The following is a 17,441-nucleotide window of genomic DNA, read 5'->3' on the forward strand; positions in this document are numbered from 1 at the left end:
CGGCGCCGGTAAATTTCGGTTCGGCATGGAAGATGGGGTGCCGCACAGCAGCGGCGTGGTGGTTGCTCAGGGCGTTGTGAAGGGCTAGGGGCGGCGCCGTAAAGCGGAGCCGCCCTTTGTACATGTGAGGCGAGCCATCCATTCCCAGTAAAGGATTCCAAAAAGTGACAGGATTTTCTGACTTCGTGATCAAGGACATCGCCCTTGCCGATTATGGAAAGGCCGAGATCAAGATCGCGGAGACCGAAATGCCAGGTCTGATGGCGATCCGAGAGGAATATGGATCGGCTCTCCCGCTCAAGGGTGCTCGCATCACCGGCTCCCTCCACATGACGATCCAGACAGCTGTCCTCATCGAAACCCTGGTGGCTTTAGGTGCCGAGGTCCGCTGGGCGACGTGTAACATCTATTCCACTCAGGACCATGCAGCGGCGGCCATCGCGGCGCAGGATATTCCGGTCTTCGCGATCAAGGGTGAAAGCCTTGCGGAATACTGGGACTACGTCGGCAAGATTTTCGATTGGTCGACCGATGAGGATGAGGAGCAAACGGCCAACCTGATCCTGGACGACGGCGGCGATGCGACGATGTTCGCGCTGTGGGGTGCCCGGATCGAGGCAGGTGAGGAATTGCCCGAACCCGGCAACGCCGAAGAAATCGAATTCCAGCGGGCGCTCAAGGCGTTCGTCAAGGAGAAGCCCGGTTACCTGACCGCGAGCGTAAAGGCCATCAAGGGCGTGTCGGAGGAAACCACAACCGGTGTCCACCGGCTGTATCACCTCGCCAAACAGGGCCAGCTGCCATTCCCCGCCATCAATGTGAACGACAGCGTTACCAAGTCGAAGTTCGACAATCTCTACGGGTGCCGCGAATCGCTGGTCGATGCGATCAGGCGCGCAACCGATGTGATGCTCTCGGGCAAAGTCGCCTGTGTCGCTGGCTACGGCGATGTCGGTAAAGGCAGCGCCCAGTCGCTTCGCAACGGCGGTGCGCGCGTGCTGGTCACGGAAATCGATCCAATCTGCGCGCTGCAGGCGGCCATGGAAGGCTTCGAGGTCGTCACAATGGACGATGCGGTCACCCGGGCGGATATCTTCGTCACCACGACCGGCAACGAAGACGTCATTACCGCCGAACACATGAAGGCCATGAAGCCCATGAGCATCGTGTGCAACATCGGCCACTTCGACAGCGAGATCCAGATTTCCGCGCTCGACAATTACGAGTGGACCGAGCTCAAGCCCGGAACCGATCTGGTGAAGTTCCCCGATGGGAAGGAAATCATCGTTCTTGCCAAGGGGCGCCTGGTCAACCTGGCCTGCGCGACCGGACATCCTAGCTTCGTCATGAGCTGCTCGTTCACCAATCAGGTGCTCGCGCAGATCGAATTGTGGACGAAGTCAGATGACTATCAGAACGACGTCTACGTGCTTCCCAAGCATCTCGACGAGAAGGTCGCGGCGCTTCACCTCGACAAACTGGGAGTAAAGCTCACGACGCTTACCAAACGGCAAGCCGACTATATCGGCGTCCCGGTCGAGGGACCCTTCAAGCCCGAACATTACCGGTACTAAGGGCGATCATTGCATCACGGGTGAGCAGGCCCTAGCCAACCTGGGATGGAAGCGGTCTCGCCCACTCTGCTTGTTGCGCTTGGTCTTGCCCTAGCTCTCTGGACGGCGGCTGCGGGCTGGGTGATGGTCCGCGCCGCCAGCCGGTCTGCGCAGGCGGCGGGATCGCGAAAGCTTGCCCGCCGGCTCGCCCGCATGCTTGAGGATGCGCCTGCAGTGCCGCTTCTGGTCCGCGCCGATGGGCGGATCGAGGGGCCGGACCGCCTGGCTTATTTGTTCGGGCTCGACAGCCTTCCGCCGTACCTCGCCGATCTGAAAGGAACGGGGGAAGGGGGGTTGTCCGAAGATCAGCACGACGCGCTGACAAAAGCCGTGCGCCGGACGCAGAAGACCGCCGCCCCGTTTTCCCTTTCTATAACTCCGCCCGGCTCGCGAAGGGGCCTCGCGCTGCGTGGTATGCTGGCCGATCCTTCGGTATCGCCCAACGGGGCCGCCCTGATTTGGGTTTTCGATTTTACCGACAGCGAGCGAGAACTGGCCCAATTGCGGCGCGATGCCGCGCGCGCGCGCGAAGATTTTGCCGCCCTTGTGGGCCTGATCGAGGCGGCGCCGATCCCGATGTGGTTCCGCGGACCGGATCATCGGCTTCGCCTGGTCAATGCGGCGTACGTAGAGGCGGTCGGTCTCGATGGGCCTGATACAGTGGTGGAAAAACAGGTCGAACTCGTAGAGGCGAGCGGCGGCGAATTGCCCGCAGAGGTGGCGCGCCGCGCGGCCGATCGGCGCAAGGCGATAGAGCGAGTGGTGACCGCCACAATCAATGGAGCGCGTCGCACCCTGCGCGTCACCGATCTTCCCCTCGCGTCCGAGGGGGTCGCTGGCTACGCCATCGATATCGAGGACATGGAAGAGGTCGCCCGGGCGTTTCGCGCATTTCGCGATGCTCAGCGTTCGATGCTCGACCTGCTGTCGGTCGGCGTGGCCCAATTCAATGCGGAACGGCGCCTGATTTTCGCGAACCAGCCATTTCTTCGCGTATTCGGGCTGCAACCCAACATCGTGAGCGACCGTTTGTCTTTCGAACAGGTTCTGGGCGCCGCGCGGGAGAACCAGCGCATCCCTGAAGTCCGCGACTTCCCGCTCTGGCGCAGGGAAAAGGGGGACTGGTTCACCTTCAACGAGCCGGTCGAGGAGAACTGGCCGCTGCCCGACAGTGTCCATCTGCGCGTCGTCGCACAGCCAATGCCCGATGGAGGCATCGTCTTCATAGCAGAGGACCGCACCGAGCAACTGGAACTGTCCGCGACACGTGACACGCTGCTGCGCACCAGAACAGCGGCGTTCGATAACCTCTTCGAAGCCCTGGCAGTCTTTGCGCCGGGGGGACATCTCGATCTTTGGAACAGGAGCTTTCCCGAGGCCTGGGGTCTGGATTCGAGCGAGATCGAAAGCCGGCCGCAGGCCTCCGCCGTACTGGCGGCGATCGCGGAAAAGCTCGCCGATCCCGCGCGGATCGACGAGATTGGCCAGGTCATCCGCTCGGCAACGCTCGATCGGCGTCGAGGAGAGGGTACCGCAGAGTTGGCCGACGGGCGAACCCTGACCTATGCGTGTGTGCCGCTACCCGATGGCAACGGGCTGCTTACGGTGCTCGATGTCACCTCGTCGCGGCAGGCTGAAGAGGCGCTGCGAGAGCGGAACCGCGCGCTTGAGGAGGCTGACGCTGTCATGACGCGCTTCCTCGCAAATATGAGTTACGAATTTCGCACCCCGCTCACTTCAATTGGCGGCTTCGCGGAGCTTTTGGTTAGCGGCGTAGCAGGCGACCTTTCTGATCGCGCGCGCGAATATGCTCAGGCGATCGCCGAGTCGGTGGGCAAGCTGACCGAGCAAGTCGAGAACGTTCTGGACCTGTCGCAGAGCGAGGCAGGATTGATGCCTCTGGAGAACGAAGCGGTGAGGCTGATGTCGCTGCTTTCCAAGCTCGTGCGATTGCGAGAAGATCGCATCCTCCAAGGCGGCATGACGCTGAACCTTCAGGGCGACGAGACCTGCGAGGTTCAAGGTGACGAAACCCAACTCGGGAGAGCCTTCACGCACATTCTCGACAATGCCATCGGGGCAACCCCGTCCGGTGGCCGCATCCGGATCGACATCGCGGCATCGGGCGGCATCACCAGGATCACCTTCGCGGACAATGGAAATGGCATGACCGAACCCGAGATCTCGCGCGCCTTCCAGGGCTTGTCCGGTCCCGTCGACGATGGTGAGGGCACGGGTAAGCCCGGATTGGGTCTGCCGCTTGCCCGCCGGCTGATCGAGGCACATGGTGGATCACTCGACCTTTCCAGTCAGCGCGGCAAGGGCACCACGGTGACCGTTACCCTGCCGTGATCATCGATCTGCCCGATATTGCCGCGATGCAGACGCTTGGCCGGGCTATCGCTGCAAAGCTGCAAGTGGGCGACATTGTCGCGCTCGAGGGACCTCTGGGTGTCGGCAAAACCACGCTCGCACGCGCCGTGCTGGCGGCGGCTGGACACGAGGGGGAAGTACCTTCGCCAAGCTACAATATCTTGGAAACCTATCAGGAGTGTCAGCCGGCCTTGGTCCATGCCGATTTCTACCGTCTGGACGATCCTGAAGAGGCGGAGGAACTGGGGCTGGACGACTATCTTGAGGAGGCTGCCTTGATAGCGGAATGGCCGTCCCACGCCGGTCGATTCCTAGCATCCGCGCAAACGCTGTGGATTGTTCTGGAAAGCGTGGGCGAGGGGCGCCGCGCCATTGTGAAATCCGGTGCCGCTTGGCAGGGGCGATGGCCATGACAGCGCTTCCCAATGGCATTCACGAATTTCTTGCTGGCACCGATTGGCGCGACGCCAAAATATCCCCTCTGCCTGGAGATGCCAGCTTCCGCCGCTATTTCCGATTGGCGAATGGCGGCGGAACGGCAATGCTCATGCATGCCCCTCCACCGGAGGAGGATCCGGGACCTTTCCTGAATGTCGCGCGCTGGCTGACCGGAAACGGCAAACGTGCGCCGCAGATTCTGGCTGCCGATCCCGCGAAAGGCTGGATTCTCACGGAGGATTTCGGCGATGAGAGGGTTCGTGAGCGGCTAGAGAAAAGCCCGCAGGAAGAAAAGCGCATCTATACCGCGGCGGTTGATGTGCTCGCCGACCTGCATCGGCGCCCGCCCGGGCCTTTCTCGCCCTATGACATGGAAACGTATCTGCGCGAGGTGAATCTGCTCATCGAGTGGTATTGCCCCCGCGTCGGCATCGCTGCGGACCAGCCGTCCTGGGAAAGCGCGTGGAAGGAAGTCCTCGAACCCCTGTTGGAGCGTCAGCATCCGGGTGTCACAGTGCTTCGCGACTATCACGCCGAAAACATCATGCTTCCCCCCGATGGGGGGCAGGGGCTGATCGATTTCCAGGATGCGCTGGTAGGTCATCAAGCTTACGATCTGGTCAGCCTGCTGCAGGATGCTCGCCGCGATGTTTCCCCGGAGGTGGAGCGCGCAATGCTGGATCATTACCGGGCCCAGGCGAATCCAGGCCCCGAATTCGAAGCCGATTACGCAGTCCTTGGCGCCCAGCGGAACGCGAAAATCGTTGGGATCTTCACGCGTCTCGCAGAACGTGACGGCAAGCCGCGCTACCTCGCGCTCATCCCGCGCGTGTGGCGGCTCATGGAGCGCGACCTGCGCCACCAAGAGCTGGCACCGGTCGCGCGTTGGTTCGATGCCAACATCCCCGATACGGTCAGGAAGGCTGAAGGAGCCATCAGTCTATGACGTTGCTGGCGAGCGAAACGGCCATGGTCATGGCGGCCGGCCTGGGAAAGCGCATGCGTCCGCTCACCGCCGCGCAGCCCAAACCGCTGGTGCGGGTCGCGGGCCGGGCGCTGATCGATCATGCGCTGGATCGGATGGGACAGGCCGGCATCAAACATGCGGTGGTCAACGTCCACTATTTGGCCGATGCGCTGGAGGCGCACGTTAATGGCCGAACCTTGCCTTCGATCGAGATCTCGGACGAGCGCGAGCAATTGCTGGAAACCGGCGGCGGCATGGTGAAAGCGAAGGCGGCAGGCCTCCTTCCCGACCCGTTTTACTGCGTGAACGCCGACAGCATCTGGCTCGACGGTCCGCGCGATGCCTTTTGCGATCTTTCGCTGATGTGGGACGAGGCCGGCATGGACGCGCTGCTTCTTCTGGTGCCCCACGCCAGGGCCCGCAATTTTGCTGGTCCGGGTGATTTCTACATGGACCCGGTTGGAAAGCTAAGGCGCAAACTCGCGGGCCGCGTCGCGCCCTACATATATACGGGTATTCAACTCGTCTCCCATCGCCTCCTGCGAGATGCGCCCGATGGTGCTTTCTCCACGAATATCCTGTGGGATCGGGCGATAGAGGAGGAGCGGTTGTTTGGCGCAGTGTTTACCGGGCAGTGGCTGGAAGTCGGGCAACCCAGCCATATCGCGGCGACGGAGGGTTATCTAACCGGTGGCTGATCCCCGGGGGCCAAGGGTCTATTCCATCGCGGCCCATCGTGGCTTCGCAGATGCGCTGGTTGCCGGGCTACTGCCTGCTTACCGGGAAGAGGGATTTGGGCTCGGCCGGCTTACGCTCCTGATCCCCAGCAACCGTGTGCGTCGCACGATCACAGAGGCTTTCATACGTCTTGCGGGTGAGAACGGCGACGCTGGCCTGATCATGCCGCGCATGGCTGTCGTCGGCGATCTCGATCTCGACGAGTCGCTGGGCGCGCAGCTCGATCCGCTCGGTGCTCTCGAAATTCCCCGCGCCGTGCGTCCTCTGGAAAGGTGGCTGACGTTGGCTGGTCTCCTCAGGGAAGAATTGGCAGACCGGGCACCGAAGGGGGCGGGTCTTTTCCGCCTGGCCCGCGAATTCGCAAGCACCATGGACCGCCTGATTGCGGAGGAAGTCGTCCCGGACGATCTGCTGGGCGAACCCGTACGCGACTTGCTCGGCGATCTGGCCGTGCATTGGCAAGCCTCGCTGGCCACTTTCGCCAGAGTCCAGGCGAAGTGGCGCTACCGTCTCGACGAGTGGAGCCTTGTCGACGAAGCGACACGCCGCAACCTTTTGTTCCGCCATGCATCGCGGCGCTGGAAGGCGCAGCCGCCAGAAACCCCGATCATAGCCGCGGGTGTCACCAGCGCCGCGCCCGCTCTTTGCGACCTGCTGCGCACGGTCAGCGAATTGCCGTCGGGGGCGGTGGTCCTGCCCGACCTTGACCTGTCCATGAGCGATGCGGTCTGGGATGAACTCGGCAGGGCTGGCGGCACTGCAACGGCGGAAGAGGAACCGTTCGCGCGTGGAGACGCGGTGACCCATCCCCAATATCACCTGAAGTTACTCCTAAACCGCATGGGGATTTCGCGTCAGGAAGTGATGCCCTGGCATCGGCGGGGTCAGAGCGCGGCGGAGCCTGAGCGCAGCCATGCGATTTCGGCCCTGTTCCTTCCGCCTGTCGCCAGCCGAAGCTGGGTTGATCTTCCCGCGGACCGCCGACGTCTTAGGGGCGTGCGCATCATGCAGTGCGCCAACCCCGAGGAAGAAGCCCAAGCGGTCGCGGTACTGGTTCGTGAAGCCATGGAAACCGCGGGCAAGCGGGTGGCCGTCATTACACCCGACCGGGCCTTGGCGCGCCGGATTGCACAGCACCTCAAGCGGTGGGAGATCGACGCGGACGATAGCGCCGGGCGGGCGCTTTCCGAGACGCCGACCGGGCGCCTGATCCTTCTCGTCGCCGAACTTGCGGCCGGAGGGATATCGCCTGTGGCCTTGATGGGTCTGCTGATGCATCCGCTCGTTTCGGCTGGGATGGATCGCGGTGAATGGCTGGGGCACGTCCGCCTGCTCGAACGCGGGCTGCGCGGTCCACGGCCGAGGCAGGGGCTCGAACCGCTTTCTCACAAGGTCGCGCAGCTCGAGAAATCGAACCCCGGGATGGGGGCGTGGTGGAGTGTGGTCGCAACCATTCTTTCCCCTCTTGAAGCGATGGGCGAACGGGAAGGCTTCGCAGAAGTTCTCGGTGTCATGGTCGCCGTGGCGTCGGACCTGGCGGGATCGGCACTCTGGGCCCGTGCCGACGGCCAGGCCCTTTCAAGTTTCGTCGAAGATCTCTCGCTTGCCTCGGGCGCTGTTGCCACTCAGGTCGAAGTCGATCAGATCGACCTTATCCTGCGCGACGCGATGGCCGAAATCGCGGTTCGACCGCCCTGGGGCGGGCATCCGCGCGTGTCCATCTACGGTCTTCTCGAAGCCCGGATGAGCAGGGCGGACCTGATTATCTGCGCCGGGATGAACGAGGGCGTCTGGCCCGCGCCGGGTTCCATCGACAGCCTACTGGCGCCGCCCGTTCTGCGCGCGCTGGGCGTGCCGGGTGCCGATTTTCGTATCGGCCTGTCCGCGCACGATCTGGCGGGAGCGATGGGGGCCCCTGAGGTGGTGCTGAGCCGCGCCGCACGCGACGAAAGCGGCCCGGCAATTCCATCTCGCTTCCTGCTCAGGACGCAGGCCTTGCTCGGTAATCTTCTGCCTCGCCATGAGGAGACCCGTGCAGTGAGGATCGCACGGGAGATGACGCAGGCCAAAGCGGCTCCCCCCTATCCGCGTCCGGCGCCAATGCCTTCTCCGCAGCAACGCGAAGTCGATATCTCGGCGACCGCGCTCGATAGGCTGCTTGGCGACCCATTTCAGTTCTACGCGCAGCGTATCATGGGGTTGTCGCAGCTTGACGGTCTGGAGGCCGAGCCCGGCCCCGCGTGGCAAGGGACGACGGCGCATGAAGTGCTCAGGCGCTGGCACAAAGCCTCCGAGCCAAGGCCGCCCATCGAAGTCTTTATGCATGCGGTGCTGGACGAAGAGAACGCGCACCCGCTCGTGCGCGCCTTGTGGGAGCCGCGCCTGCTGGCCGCTCTGCAATGGGTGGAAAGTTCAATGCGCCAATCCGACAGGGCCGTGCTTGCGGTTGAGGACGAGGCGCAAGGCAGAATGATATTCGAGGGCGTCCGGGTGCATGGCCGGGCCGACCGGATCGACCGGCTTCCCGACGGCGGGCTTGCCATCGTGGACTACAAGACCGGAACGCCGCCATCGGCCAGCCAGGTCGAGGCGGGTTTCGCGCTGCAGCTCGGCGTCCTTGGCCTCATCGCTGCAAATGGTGGGTTCGCCAAGGCGCCCGGCCTCCCTGAAGCCTATGAATACTGGTCGCTCGGCAAATCGGAAAGCAGCGAGACGGGGTTCGGATATGTCGAAACTCCGCTCAAGGTGGGTAACAAGCGCAGCGGGCTCCTGCCCGAAGAATTACTGCCGCGAACTGAGGAGAAATTGCGCGAGGCTGTCGGTCGCTACATCAAGGGCGACGAGCCGTTCCGTGCGCGGCAGAACCCCGATTACCCGACTTACGATACGTACGATCAGCTGATGCGCCTGGTCGAATGGATGCCGCATCTGGATGACGGAGATGACGCGCCGTGAGCGGGCGAGTCTATCCCCTTCACGGGTCCCAGAAGGAGGCGGTGCAACCGCGTGAGAGCGTCTGGCTTTCCGCGTCCGCCGGGACCGGGAAGACGCAGGTGCTCTCCGCCCGCGTGCTTCGCCTGTTGCTCGAAGAGAATGCGGACCCCTCTAGCATTCTGTGCCTGACCTTTACCAAGGCGGGAGCTGCGGAAATGGCGGTGCGGGTGAGCGAGGTGCTGGCTCGCTGGGTGCGTATGGACGACGTCACCCTCCAGGAAGAGCTGCGCCATGTCGGTGCGGCCATCGATCCCGAGACCCGCGAACGGGCGCGATCGTTGTTTGCCCGGGTTCTCGATTGCCCGGGGGGAGGCCTGCGGATCGACACCATTCACGCTTTCGCCCAGTGGCTTCTCTCTGCATTCCCGGGCGAAGCCGGCCTCCTGCCGGGCGCCCGCGCGATGGATGATCGCGAGCGGGCCCTGCTGATGGACGAGGTGATGGCGCGGCTCCTGTCGGAGGCGGAGCCGAGCGAGATTGCGGCGATCCGTGAGATGAGCCTGCGCAAGGGGCCCGAAGGCGTGCGCGCATGGCTTGGCCGTTGCGCCGACGCTGTAGACCTGTTCGTCGGACCGGCAGGTTGGCAACCGCCGATGCACGGGCGCGTCTGCCGGTTGCTGGGCATCCCGTCCGATCCCGGCACCGAGTGGCTGGCAAACCTGTGTTCTGACCGGGAGATAAACCTTCCTGCGGTCCATCATCTTCTGACCGCATATGGGGGATGGAATGCGGCCAGCGGCAAGGCCGCAGTATCCGCGATCGAAATATGGCTCGCGGCTGGCGATGCGCAGCGGCTCGCATCCATCGACGATTTTGCGACCGCCTTGTTCTTCAAGAACGGCAATCCCCGCCTGCCCAAGAACGCCGACCAGGCTTTTCAGGAGGCCAGCGCCCGTGTCGGGGAGATTTTGACAGCGATTCGCTCGGCCCAGTCGCTCGCGGAACTCGCGCGATTCCTGACGCCCCAGCTTGAGGTGGGGCGCCGCTTCGCCCTGATGTGGACCGAAGCGAAATTGCAGGAAGGCCTCGTCGATTTTGACGACCTGATCCGCAAGGCCGCGGCCCTCTTGTCGCAACAAGCGATGTCCGACTGGATTCGGTACAAGCTCGACCGCCGCTTCGACCATATTTTGATCGACGAAGCGCAGGATACGAACGCCGCGCAATGGGCCATCATCAACGCGCTGACGGACGACTTTTTCTCCGGCGAGGGAGCAAGGGGCCGGAATATACGGACGATTTTTACGGTCGGCGATACCAAGCAGGCGATCTTCGGATTTCAGGGCACCAGCCCGGAGAACTTCATTGCCGCGCGCGACCAATTTTCGCAGCGTATAGCAGGACTGGCGCAATCGCCCGATAGTGTGCGCGATCGGCTCGCACCCGCGCCTTTGCTGGACCTCGACCTCGGCAGGTCGTTCCGCACCGCCGACCCTATACTGCGGTTCGTGGACCGGGCCATCGAGGCTATCGGTCCAGGTGAATTCGGGCTGGACCGAGCCCCCCCTCCGCATATTGGCGAGGATCGGCCCGGGATCGTCGCGATCTGGAATCTCGTCGTCGACGGGTTGGGCGTCGATGATGCGGACGCTGGCGACGCAGGCTGGTTATCGCGACACGATCGCCAATTGGCTGACAGGATAGCGCGCCAGGTCAGGGCCTGGATGGACGAGGGGCTGCCGCTGGTAAAGGGCGAGAAGCCGGGGGAGGCGCGGCGCGCAACACCGGGCGACGTCATGGTCCTGGTTCGCAAGAGGCGGGAGCTGGCCTCCCTCATCGTGGCGCGCCTGTATGCCCATGGCGTGCCCGTCGCGGGCGTGGATCGGCTCCGCCTCGGCGCGCCGCTAGCCGTCAAGGACCTCATGTCCGCGATCCGTTTCGCGGTGCAGCCGCTGGATGATCTGAACCTTGCAAGCCTGCTGGTTTCCCCCCTTGGCGGATGGAGCCAGGAGGATTTGCTGACCCACGGCTATCGCCCCCGGAACGTACGACTTTGGGATCATCTGCGGCAAGCCAGCGACCCGCCCGTCATCGACACTATCGCCACCCTGCGCGAAATCCTGCGAAGGGCGGACTTCGACAGCTCACAGGCACTGCTCCACTGGATATTGACCGGACCGATGGACGGGCGGCGAAAGCTGGTTTCGCGACTTGGGCGTGAGGCCAATGATCCTATCGACGAACTTCTGAACGCGGCCAACACCTTCGCTTCGGCCCATGTCGTGAGCCTGCAAGGCTTCATTCGCTGGTTCGACGCGGGGGAGGGCGAACTGAAGCGCGAGGCCGGGATCGAACGCGATCAGGTCCGCGTGCTTACGGTCCATGGTTCGAAGGGTCTTCAGGCACCCATCGTGATCCTTGCCGATGCGGCCATCGGCCCGGACACGCCCGATTCTCTGTCCATTTCTGAAACCGATCCGAGCGGTACGTCGTCAAAAACGGTGCCGGTCCCGGATCTTCCGCAAGATCAGCGTGTGGGGCCGGTTTCCCAAGCTTTTGAAAAGGCCGCGCAGGAAAGCCTGAAGGAGCACTGGCGCCTGCTCTACGTAGCGATGACGCGAGCCGAGGAGGCCCTGTTCATCGGAGGATCGCTCGGCCCACGGGACGTCAAACGCGGCACCGCGCCGGACGATAGCTGGTATGCGCGACTGAAGCCTCTGATGGAAACCGGACCGGTGGAGGATCCGATCTGGGGATCGAGGCAGGAATGGGGCGCGCTCTCGACCCTGAAAGCGCCCCGTCGCTCCCCGTCCGAAGTCGACGAAGCGGACGTTCCCGACTGGCTCGAACAACGCACTCCCGAGGAGCCCCGTCCTCCAAGGCCGCTGGCCCCCTCCGGGGCGGGGGAAAACGACGCCGAGGCCGTGTCCGTTCCACCTGCTAACGCGGTCCAGGCGGCGAGGCGGGGAACTCTCATCCACGCGCTGCTGGAGCGATTGCCGTCCGTGCCCTCGTCAGAGAGGAGGCGATTGGGAGAGGTCTGGCTCGCACGCAATGCTACCGATTTTTCCGAAAGTGAGCGTAGGGAATTTCTGGAGAAAACCCTTGCTGTCACAGATGATCCGGAATTCGCGGACGTGTTCGCACCGGGCTCCATGGCCGAGGTGTCGATAGCAGCGGTAGTTTCGGGTCAGGTCATCTCGGGCACCCTGGATCGGCTGCTGGTGACTCACGATCGGATCATGGTGGTCGACTTCAAGACCACGCGTTTTCCTCCGACCTCTCACGACCAGATTCCAATTTCGATCCTCCGCCAGATGGCTGCTTACGTGGCTGCACTAGAGAAAATTCACTCGGAGAAGGCCGTGACCGCAGCTGTGGTCTACACTCAGACACCCCAGCTTATTCCGCTGTCCCGGGATTTTCTCGCAGATCACATCGCAGGGATCGGAAAGGCGAAGGAATTGCCGGAAGGTCCACCCGTTGACTGAGCCGATGCGCGCCCCACATAGCTGCCTAGAAAATAGGAGAAGACAATGGCCACTCTCGCCGTAACCGATTCCAGTTTCCAGTCGGACGTCCTCGATGCGGATGGGCCGGTGCTGGTTGATTTTTGGGCTGACTGGTGCGGGCCATGCAAGATGATCGCTCCGGCTCTGGAAGAACTGAGCGAGGAGCTGAAGGACAAGGTCACCATCGCCAAGATGGACATCATGGAGAACCCCGACGTTCCCGGGCAGATGGGTGTCCAGTCGATCCCCTATCTGGTTCTTTTCAAGAATGGCCAGCCGGCAGCCAACATGCGCGGTGCCGCGCCCAAGGGGCAGCTGAAAAGCTGGCTCGAAGGCGCTCTCTAGGGGCTTTCTTGCAAGCGGCTTGCCAGTTGCTCCCACAGACGTTCGTTTGATGCTGCCAGCAACCCGGTGCGTCCGGTCTCGCTAACGAGGTAGGCGGACCCATCGGGCCGCAAAGCCTTCCCGCTTGCCTCGTTGAGCCACAACACACCTGCGGCATGATCCCAGGCCAGTGTTCTTTCGAACACTGAAACGTCGTTGGTGCCAAGAGCGAGGCGCGGATACTGCTCGGCAGCGCAGTAGGGAATGTCGACCAGCTGATAGTGCGGCGCTATTTCCTCTTGCAGCAGCTTGCGGCGCTCGGCGCGGGCGAACACCAGAGATATCGCGGCAATCGGCTTCGTCTGCCCCGTTGGCATCGCAGTGATCCGCGATCCATCGATATATGCGCCTTCATTGAGATGAGCGGAGCAAAACCGTTCGGTAAGGCAATCGTAAATCCAGCCCGAGCGTGCCAAGCCGCCTTCCGCCCGCGCGATCATTATCCCGAACGGCGGTGATCCACTGGCGAAATTTCTGGTCCCGTCGATGGGGTCGATAATCCAGCAAGGCCCTTGGAGTGCGTCGAGAATGGCCGGGTCTTCGTGGGCTGCTTCTTCGCCAACAACCGCTAACGACGGTTCCAGGCGCGAGAGCGCTTCTGCAAGCATCTGCTCAGATTCCCGGTCTGCGATGGTCACGAAATCGTTGATCCCCTTCTCGTCGATATCGCCGGGCGAGAGCCTTTGATAGCGCGGGAGAATGGCGGTTTTGCTTACCCGACGCATCAGCGCCAGGATTTCGCTGTCGAGCGAATTCACGACCGGTAGTCCGCATTGATAGATATGTAACCGTGGGTCAGATCGCAGGTCCAAACGGTGGCGGCGCCATTTGCCAGACCCAGATCGACATCGAGCCTGATATCGTCCGTCCTCAAATGAGCCGCGACCGGAGCTTCGTCCTGCTCCGCCACGGGCAGGCCGCTTTCGGCCACCCAAATTCCCCCGAATGCGATCGAAAGCTTGTCCCGGTCGGCAGGCTCCCCGGCCTTGCCGACCGCCATCACCACACGACCCCAGTTCGCGTCCTCTCCGGCGATCGCCGTCTTTACGAGCGGTGAGTTTGCGATCGCCAGCGCAACACGGTGCGCGCTTCCATCGTCTCGAGCCCCAGTTACCCTTACGGTGATGAACTTCGTTGCACCCTCGCCATCGCGAACGACCTGATGCGCCAGAGAGAGGCACACCTCATTCAAGGCGGCGAAGAAGGCGTCGGCGCCCGGACTATCCCAGTCGTGCAATACCTCGTTGCGGGCCCGTCCGGTAGCGAGGAGCAGTACGGTATCGCTGGTGGAGGTATCGCTGTCGACGGTGATGCAATTGAAGCTGCCTTCGGTCGCTCTTGAAAGCATCTGCTGAAGGAACGCGGGGTCGATCGCGGCGTTGGTGGCGATGTAGCCAAGCATGGTCGCCATATCGGGCGCAATCATTCCGCTGCCCTTGATGATGCCGGACAGCTGGACCTTCACATCGCCGATCATGGCCGAGGCATGGGCCCCTTTTTCGAAGGTATCCGTCGTACCGATAGCGCGCGCTGCATCGAGCCAATCGACCGGTTGAGCGGCAAGGGCCGCCGCTACGCCAGCGGCGGCCTTGTCTTTCGGAAGCGGCACGCCGATCACACCGGTGCTGGAAACGAACACTTCGCTCGGGGGACACCCGAAATGGGTAGCAACCTGCGCCATGATCGTTTCGACCGCCTCGCGGCCCCGGTAACCCGTAAACGCATTGGAGTTGCCGGCGTTGACCACGACGGCGCGAGCGCGCCCCAGCCGGACCTGATCACGACCGGTCTCCACTTCGCTTGAACAGCATACGTTCTTTGTGAAAACCCCGGCTACCGCAGTCCCTTCCGCCAGTTCGAACAGCGTCAGATCGCAGCGGTCCCATTCCTTGTACCGCGCCTTGGCGGTTCGGATTGTAACCCCATCGATTTGCGGAAGGTCAGGAAAGGGCTGGGCCAGGGGGGAAAGGGCAAGATCCATGCTTCCCGCTAGCGCCGAAACGGCCCGTCTTTCCAGTAAGAAGTCGAGAATTGCGAAATAGCTTCGGCTTCTCGCTATTTCCTGTGGGGTGGGTTGTATCGACTTGGGACGCCAACGCGAAGAGCTTCGCGATCTGCCATGGGTGGTGGATTTTATGTCCGAGGCCCACTATGTGCGAGCGCGCACCATGATGTTGCGGAAGCTTCTTGCCTGCCTTGCGTTGTTCACCGGCCTCGCTGCCGCCGGAACCCCCGCGCATGCAATCGATGTGGTGGGCGCCAGCGCCCGCATCGAGGCGAGCCTTACATCGGCGAGCGTGAGTGCGGTGCATGCGGGTCAGACTGCGGTGAGATCGGTTGGCTCCACTTCGGTAGATCGGGGCCCACACCTTCCAGAAGGCTTTGCCTCCTTCAGCATAGTACCATCGGTTTACGTGGGTATCGATTACGCCCGCGAATAGCGCGCGAGAAGACTCCGTTTCTTTCAGGCCCCGCTCGACTGATCGCGCTCCGGGGCCATGCCCATAAGTTTCTCGCGAAAGCTATTCACCATGTTCGATTCAGTCATGAAATCCATCTTCGGTTCTTCCAACGATCGCTATGTCAAATCGATCGGCAAGGTCGTGCAGCAGATCAATGCGCTCGAGCCGACGATCCAGGCGCTCAGCGATGAAGAACTCGCGGCACAAACGCAGAAGTTCCGCCAGCTTCTGGAAGGCGGGAAGTCTTTGGACGACATCATGCCCGAAGCTTTCGCCACGGTGCGCGAGGCTTCGGTTCGCGTATTGGGCATGCGGCATTTCGATACGCAGATGGTCGGCGGTGTAGTGCTGCACCGCGGAGAGATCGCGGAAATGCGGACTGGCGAGGGTAAAACGCTGGTCGCCACCTTGGCCACCTATCTCAATGCGATCGAGGGCAAGGGCGTCCATGTCGTTACCGTCAACGACTATCTTGCCCGGCGCGACGCCGAATGGATGGGCAGGCTTCACCAGTTTCTCGGGCTGACCATCGGCGTGGTCGTGCCCAACATGAACGAGTTCGAGAAGCGCGACGCTTACAACGCCGATATTACATACGGTACGAACAACGAGTTCGGCTTCGATTATCTTCGCGACAATATGAAGCATGAGCGCGGCGAAATGGTGCAGCGCCCCTTCAACTATGCGATCGTCGACGAAGTGGATTCGATCCTTATCGACGAAGCCCGTACCCCGTTGATCATCTCCGGTCCGACCGAGGACAAGCAGGACCTTTACATTTCGATCGACGCCATCGTGAAGGACATCGATCCGGCGTGGTATGAAGCGGACGAGAAGACCAAGAACATTACCTGGACCGAGGAGGGCACCGACGCGATCGAGGAGCGCCTCAAGGACGCGGGCCTTCTCGAGACCGAGAACCTTTACGATGTCGAGAACACGCAGGTGGTGCATCATCTCGATCAGGCGCTCAAAGCGAACATCATGTTCAAGCGCGACACCGATTACATCGTCAAGGACGACAAGATCGTCATCATCGACGAGTTCACCGGGCGGATGATGGACGGACGGCGCTGGTCCAACGGACTTCACCAGGCGGTGGAAGCCAAGGAGGGCGTCAAGATCGAGCCCGAGAACCAGACGATGGCCTCGATCACATTCCAGAACTACTTCCGCATGTATCCCAAGTTGTCCGGAATGACCGGCACCGCCGCTACCGAGGCAAGCGAGTTCTGGGATATCTACAAGCTGAACGTCGCCGAAATTCCGACCAACAGGCCGGTTCAGCGGATCGACGAGGACGACCAGTTCTACAAGAACACGATGGACAAGTTTCAAGCCATCGCAAAAGCCATCAAGGAAAAGAACGAGATCGGCCAGCCTGTTCTGGTCGGCACTGTTTCGATCGAAAAGAGTGAATTGCTTAGCAAATTCCTGGATGAGGAAGGCGTTAAGCACTCGGTGCTGAATGCGCGCATGCACGAACAGGAAGCGCACATCGTCGCACAAGCGGGTAGGCTCGGCGCGGTGACCGTTTCCACCAACATGGCGGGTCGCGGAACGGACATTCAGCTTGGCGGCAACTTCGAATTCCGGATCGACGATGAAGTAGGCGACATGCCCGAAGGGCCGGATCGGGACGCGGCGGTTGCCCGGATCAAGGCCGATATCGCCGAAGAAAAGGCCAAGGTGATCGAAGCTGGGGGTCTCTTCGTCCTGGGCACCGAAAGGCACGAGAGCCGCCGTATCGACAACCAGTTGCGGGGGCGTTCGGGCCGTCAGGGCGACCCTGGGCTCAGCCGCTTCTACCTGTGTCTTGAAGACGACTTGCTGCGCATCTTCGGCCCGGACACGCTGTTTTCGAAGATGATGAATGCCAATCTTGCTGATGGCGAGGCGATCGGTTCAAAGTGGCTGTCGAAGGCAATCGAGACCGCGCAGAAGAAGGTCGAGGCCCGCAACTTCGAGATGCGTAAGCAGGTCGTCGAGTATGACAACGTGATGAACGATCAGCGCAAGG

General features: G+C 62.1%; 12 protein-coding genes. 10 read left to right on the plus strand and 2 right to left on the minus strand.

The features are described 5' to 3' along the window. The first annotated feature begins 164 nt into the window (after positions 1–164). From ahcY to trxA, 8 genes are read left to right on the plus strand one after another with little or no spacing between them, the layout of a single operon-like run. Positions 165–1,574, plus strand: coding sequence for an adenosylhomocysteinase (gene ahcY, locus ACFDTG_RS13370; protein ID WP_375291512.1), 1,410 nt, complete (start codon positions 165–167; stop codon positions 1,572–1,574). 45 nt (positions 1,575–1,619) lie between these two features. Next, positions 1,620–3,965, plus strand: a complete 2,346-nt coding sequence (locus tag ACFDTG_RS13375) for an ATP-binding protein (RefSeq protein ID WP_375291513.1) — start codon at positions 1,620–1,622, stop codon at positions 3,963–3,965. Beyond that, positions 3,962–4,399, plus strand: coding sequence for a tRNA (adenosine(37)-N6)-threonylcarbamoyltransferase complex ATPase subunit type 1 TsaE (tsaE, locus tag ACFDTG_RS13380; RefSeq protein ID WP_375291514.1), 438 nt, complete (start codon positions 3,962–3,964; stop codon positions 4,397–4,399). Before ACFDTG_RS13375 ends, tsaE begins: the two co-directional genes overlap by 4 nt. Then, positions 4,396–5,370 (plus strand): aminoglycoside phosphotransferase family protein, encoded by a 975-nt coding sequence (locus ACFDTG_RS13385; protein WP_375291515.1) that lies wholly within the window; start codon positions 4,396–4,398, stop codon positions 5,368–5,370. Before tsaE ends, ACFDTG_RS13385 begins: the two co-directional genes overlap by 4 nt. Next, a complete protein-coding gene (locus ACFDTG_RS13390; RefSeq protein ID WP_375291516.1) occupies positions 5,367–6,089 on the plus strand; it encodes a nucleotidyltransferase family protein in 723 nt (240 codons plus the stop codon). The genes ACFDTG_RS13385 and ACFDTG_RS13390 overlap by 4 nt, the downstream gene beginning before the upstream one ends. Next, the gene (gene addB, locus ACFDTG_RS13395; protein ID WP_375291517.1) at positions 6,082–9,084 is read left to right on the plus strand and encodes a double-strand break repair protein AddB; all 3,003 of its coding nucleotides are present in this window, start codon (positions 6,082–6,084) and stop codon (positions 9,082–9,084) included. Before ACFDTG_RS13390 ends, addB begins: the two co-directional genes overlap by 8 nt. After that, complete coding sequence (gene addA, locus ACFDTG_RS13400; RefSeq protein WP_375291518.1) at positions 9,081–12,554, plus strand: double-strand break repair helicase AddA; 3,474 nt, start codon at positions 9,081–9,083, stop codon at positions 12,552–12,554. Before addB ends, addA begins: the two co-directional genes overlap by 4 nt. A gap of 45 nt (positions 12,555–12,599) precedes the next feature. Then, entirely contained in the window at positions 12,600–12,920 is a 321-nt protein-coding gene (gene trxA, locus ACFDTG_RS13405) for a thioredoxin (protein ID WP_375291519.1), read from the plus strand. On the opposite strand, the gene ACFDTG_RS13410 is transcribed toward trxA, so the two are convergent. Together ACFDTG_RS13410 and argJ are read right to left on the minus strand one after the other, a co-directional pair. Continuing rightward, the gene (locus tag ACFDTG_RS13410; RefSeq protein ID WP_375291520.1) at positions 12,917–13,717 is read right to left on the minus strand and encodes an inositol monophosphatase family protein; all 801 of its coding nucleotides are present in this window, start codon (positions 13,715–13,717) and stop codon (positions 12,917–12,919) included. The genes trxA and ACFDTG_RS13410 overlap by 4 nt on opposite strands. After that, positions 13,714–14,940 (minus strand): bifunctional glutamate N-acetyltransferase/amino-acid acetyltransferase ArgJ, encoded by a 1,227-nt coding sequence (argJ, locus tag ACFDTG_RS13415; protein ID WP_375291521.1) that lies wholly within the window; start codon positions 14,938–14,940, stop codon positions 13,714–13,716. Before argJ ends, ACFDTG_RS13410 begins: the two co-directional genes overlap by 4 nt. 88 nt (positions 14,941–15,028) lie before the next feature. Between argJ and ACFDTG_RS13420 the strand changes: the two genes are divergently transcribed. Both ACFDTG_RS13420 and secA read left to right on the plus strand, forming a co-directional pair. Further along, positions 15,029–15,400 (plus strand): hypothetical protein, encoded by a 372-nt coding sequence (locus ACFDTG_RS13420; protein ID WP_375291522.1) that lies wholly within the window; start codon positions 15,029–15,031, stop codon positions 15,398–15,400. 90 nt (positions 15,401–15,490) lie between these two features. Further along, positions 15,491–17,441 (plus strand): preprotein translocase subunit SecA (gene secA, locus ACFDTG_RS13425; protein ID WP_375291523.1); only part of this gene is annotated, 1,951 nt, incomplete at its 3' end.

Source organism: Qipengyuania sp. (assembly GCF_042095715.1).
In the GTDB taxonomy this organism is placed as follows: Bacteria; Pseudomonadota; Alphaproteobacteria; order Sphingomonadales; family Sphingomonadaceae; genus Qipengyuania.

Excerpts from the sequence above, each read along its gene's own strand:
- ACFDTG_RS13390 (WP_375291516.1), top strand. The coding sequence starts at position 5,367 with ATGACGTTGCTGGCGAGCGAAACGGCCATGGTCATGGCGGCCGGCCTG.
- ACFDTG_RS13385 (WP_375291515.1), top strand. The coding sequence starts at position 4,396 with ATGACAGCGCTTCCCAATGGCATTCACGAATTTCTTGCTGGCACCGAT.
- trxA (WP_375291519.1), top strand. The coding sequence starts at position 12,600 with ATGGCCACTCTCGCCGTAACCGATTCCAGTTTCCAGTCGGACGTCCTC.
- ACFDTG_RS13375 (WP_375291513.1), top strand. The coding sequence starts at position 1,620 with ATGGAAGCGGTCTCGCCCACTCTGCTTGTTGCGCTTGGTCTTGCCCTA.
- argJ (WP_375291521.1), bottom strand. The coding sequence starts at position 14,940 with ATGGATCTTGCCCTTTCCCCCCTGGCCCAGCCCTTTCCTGACCTTCCG.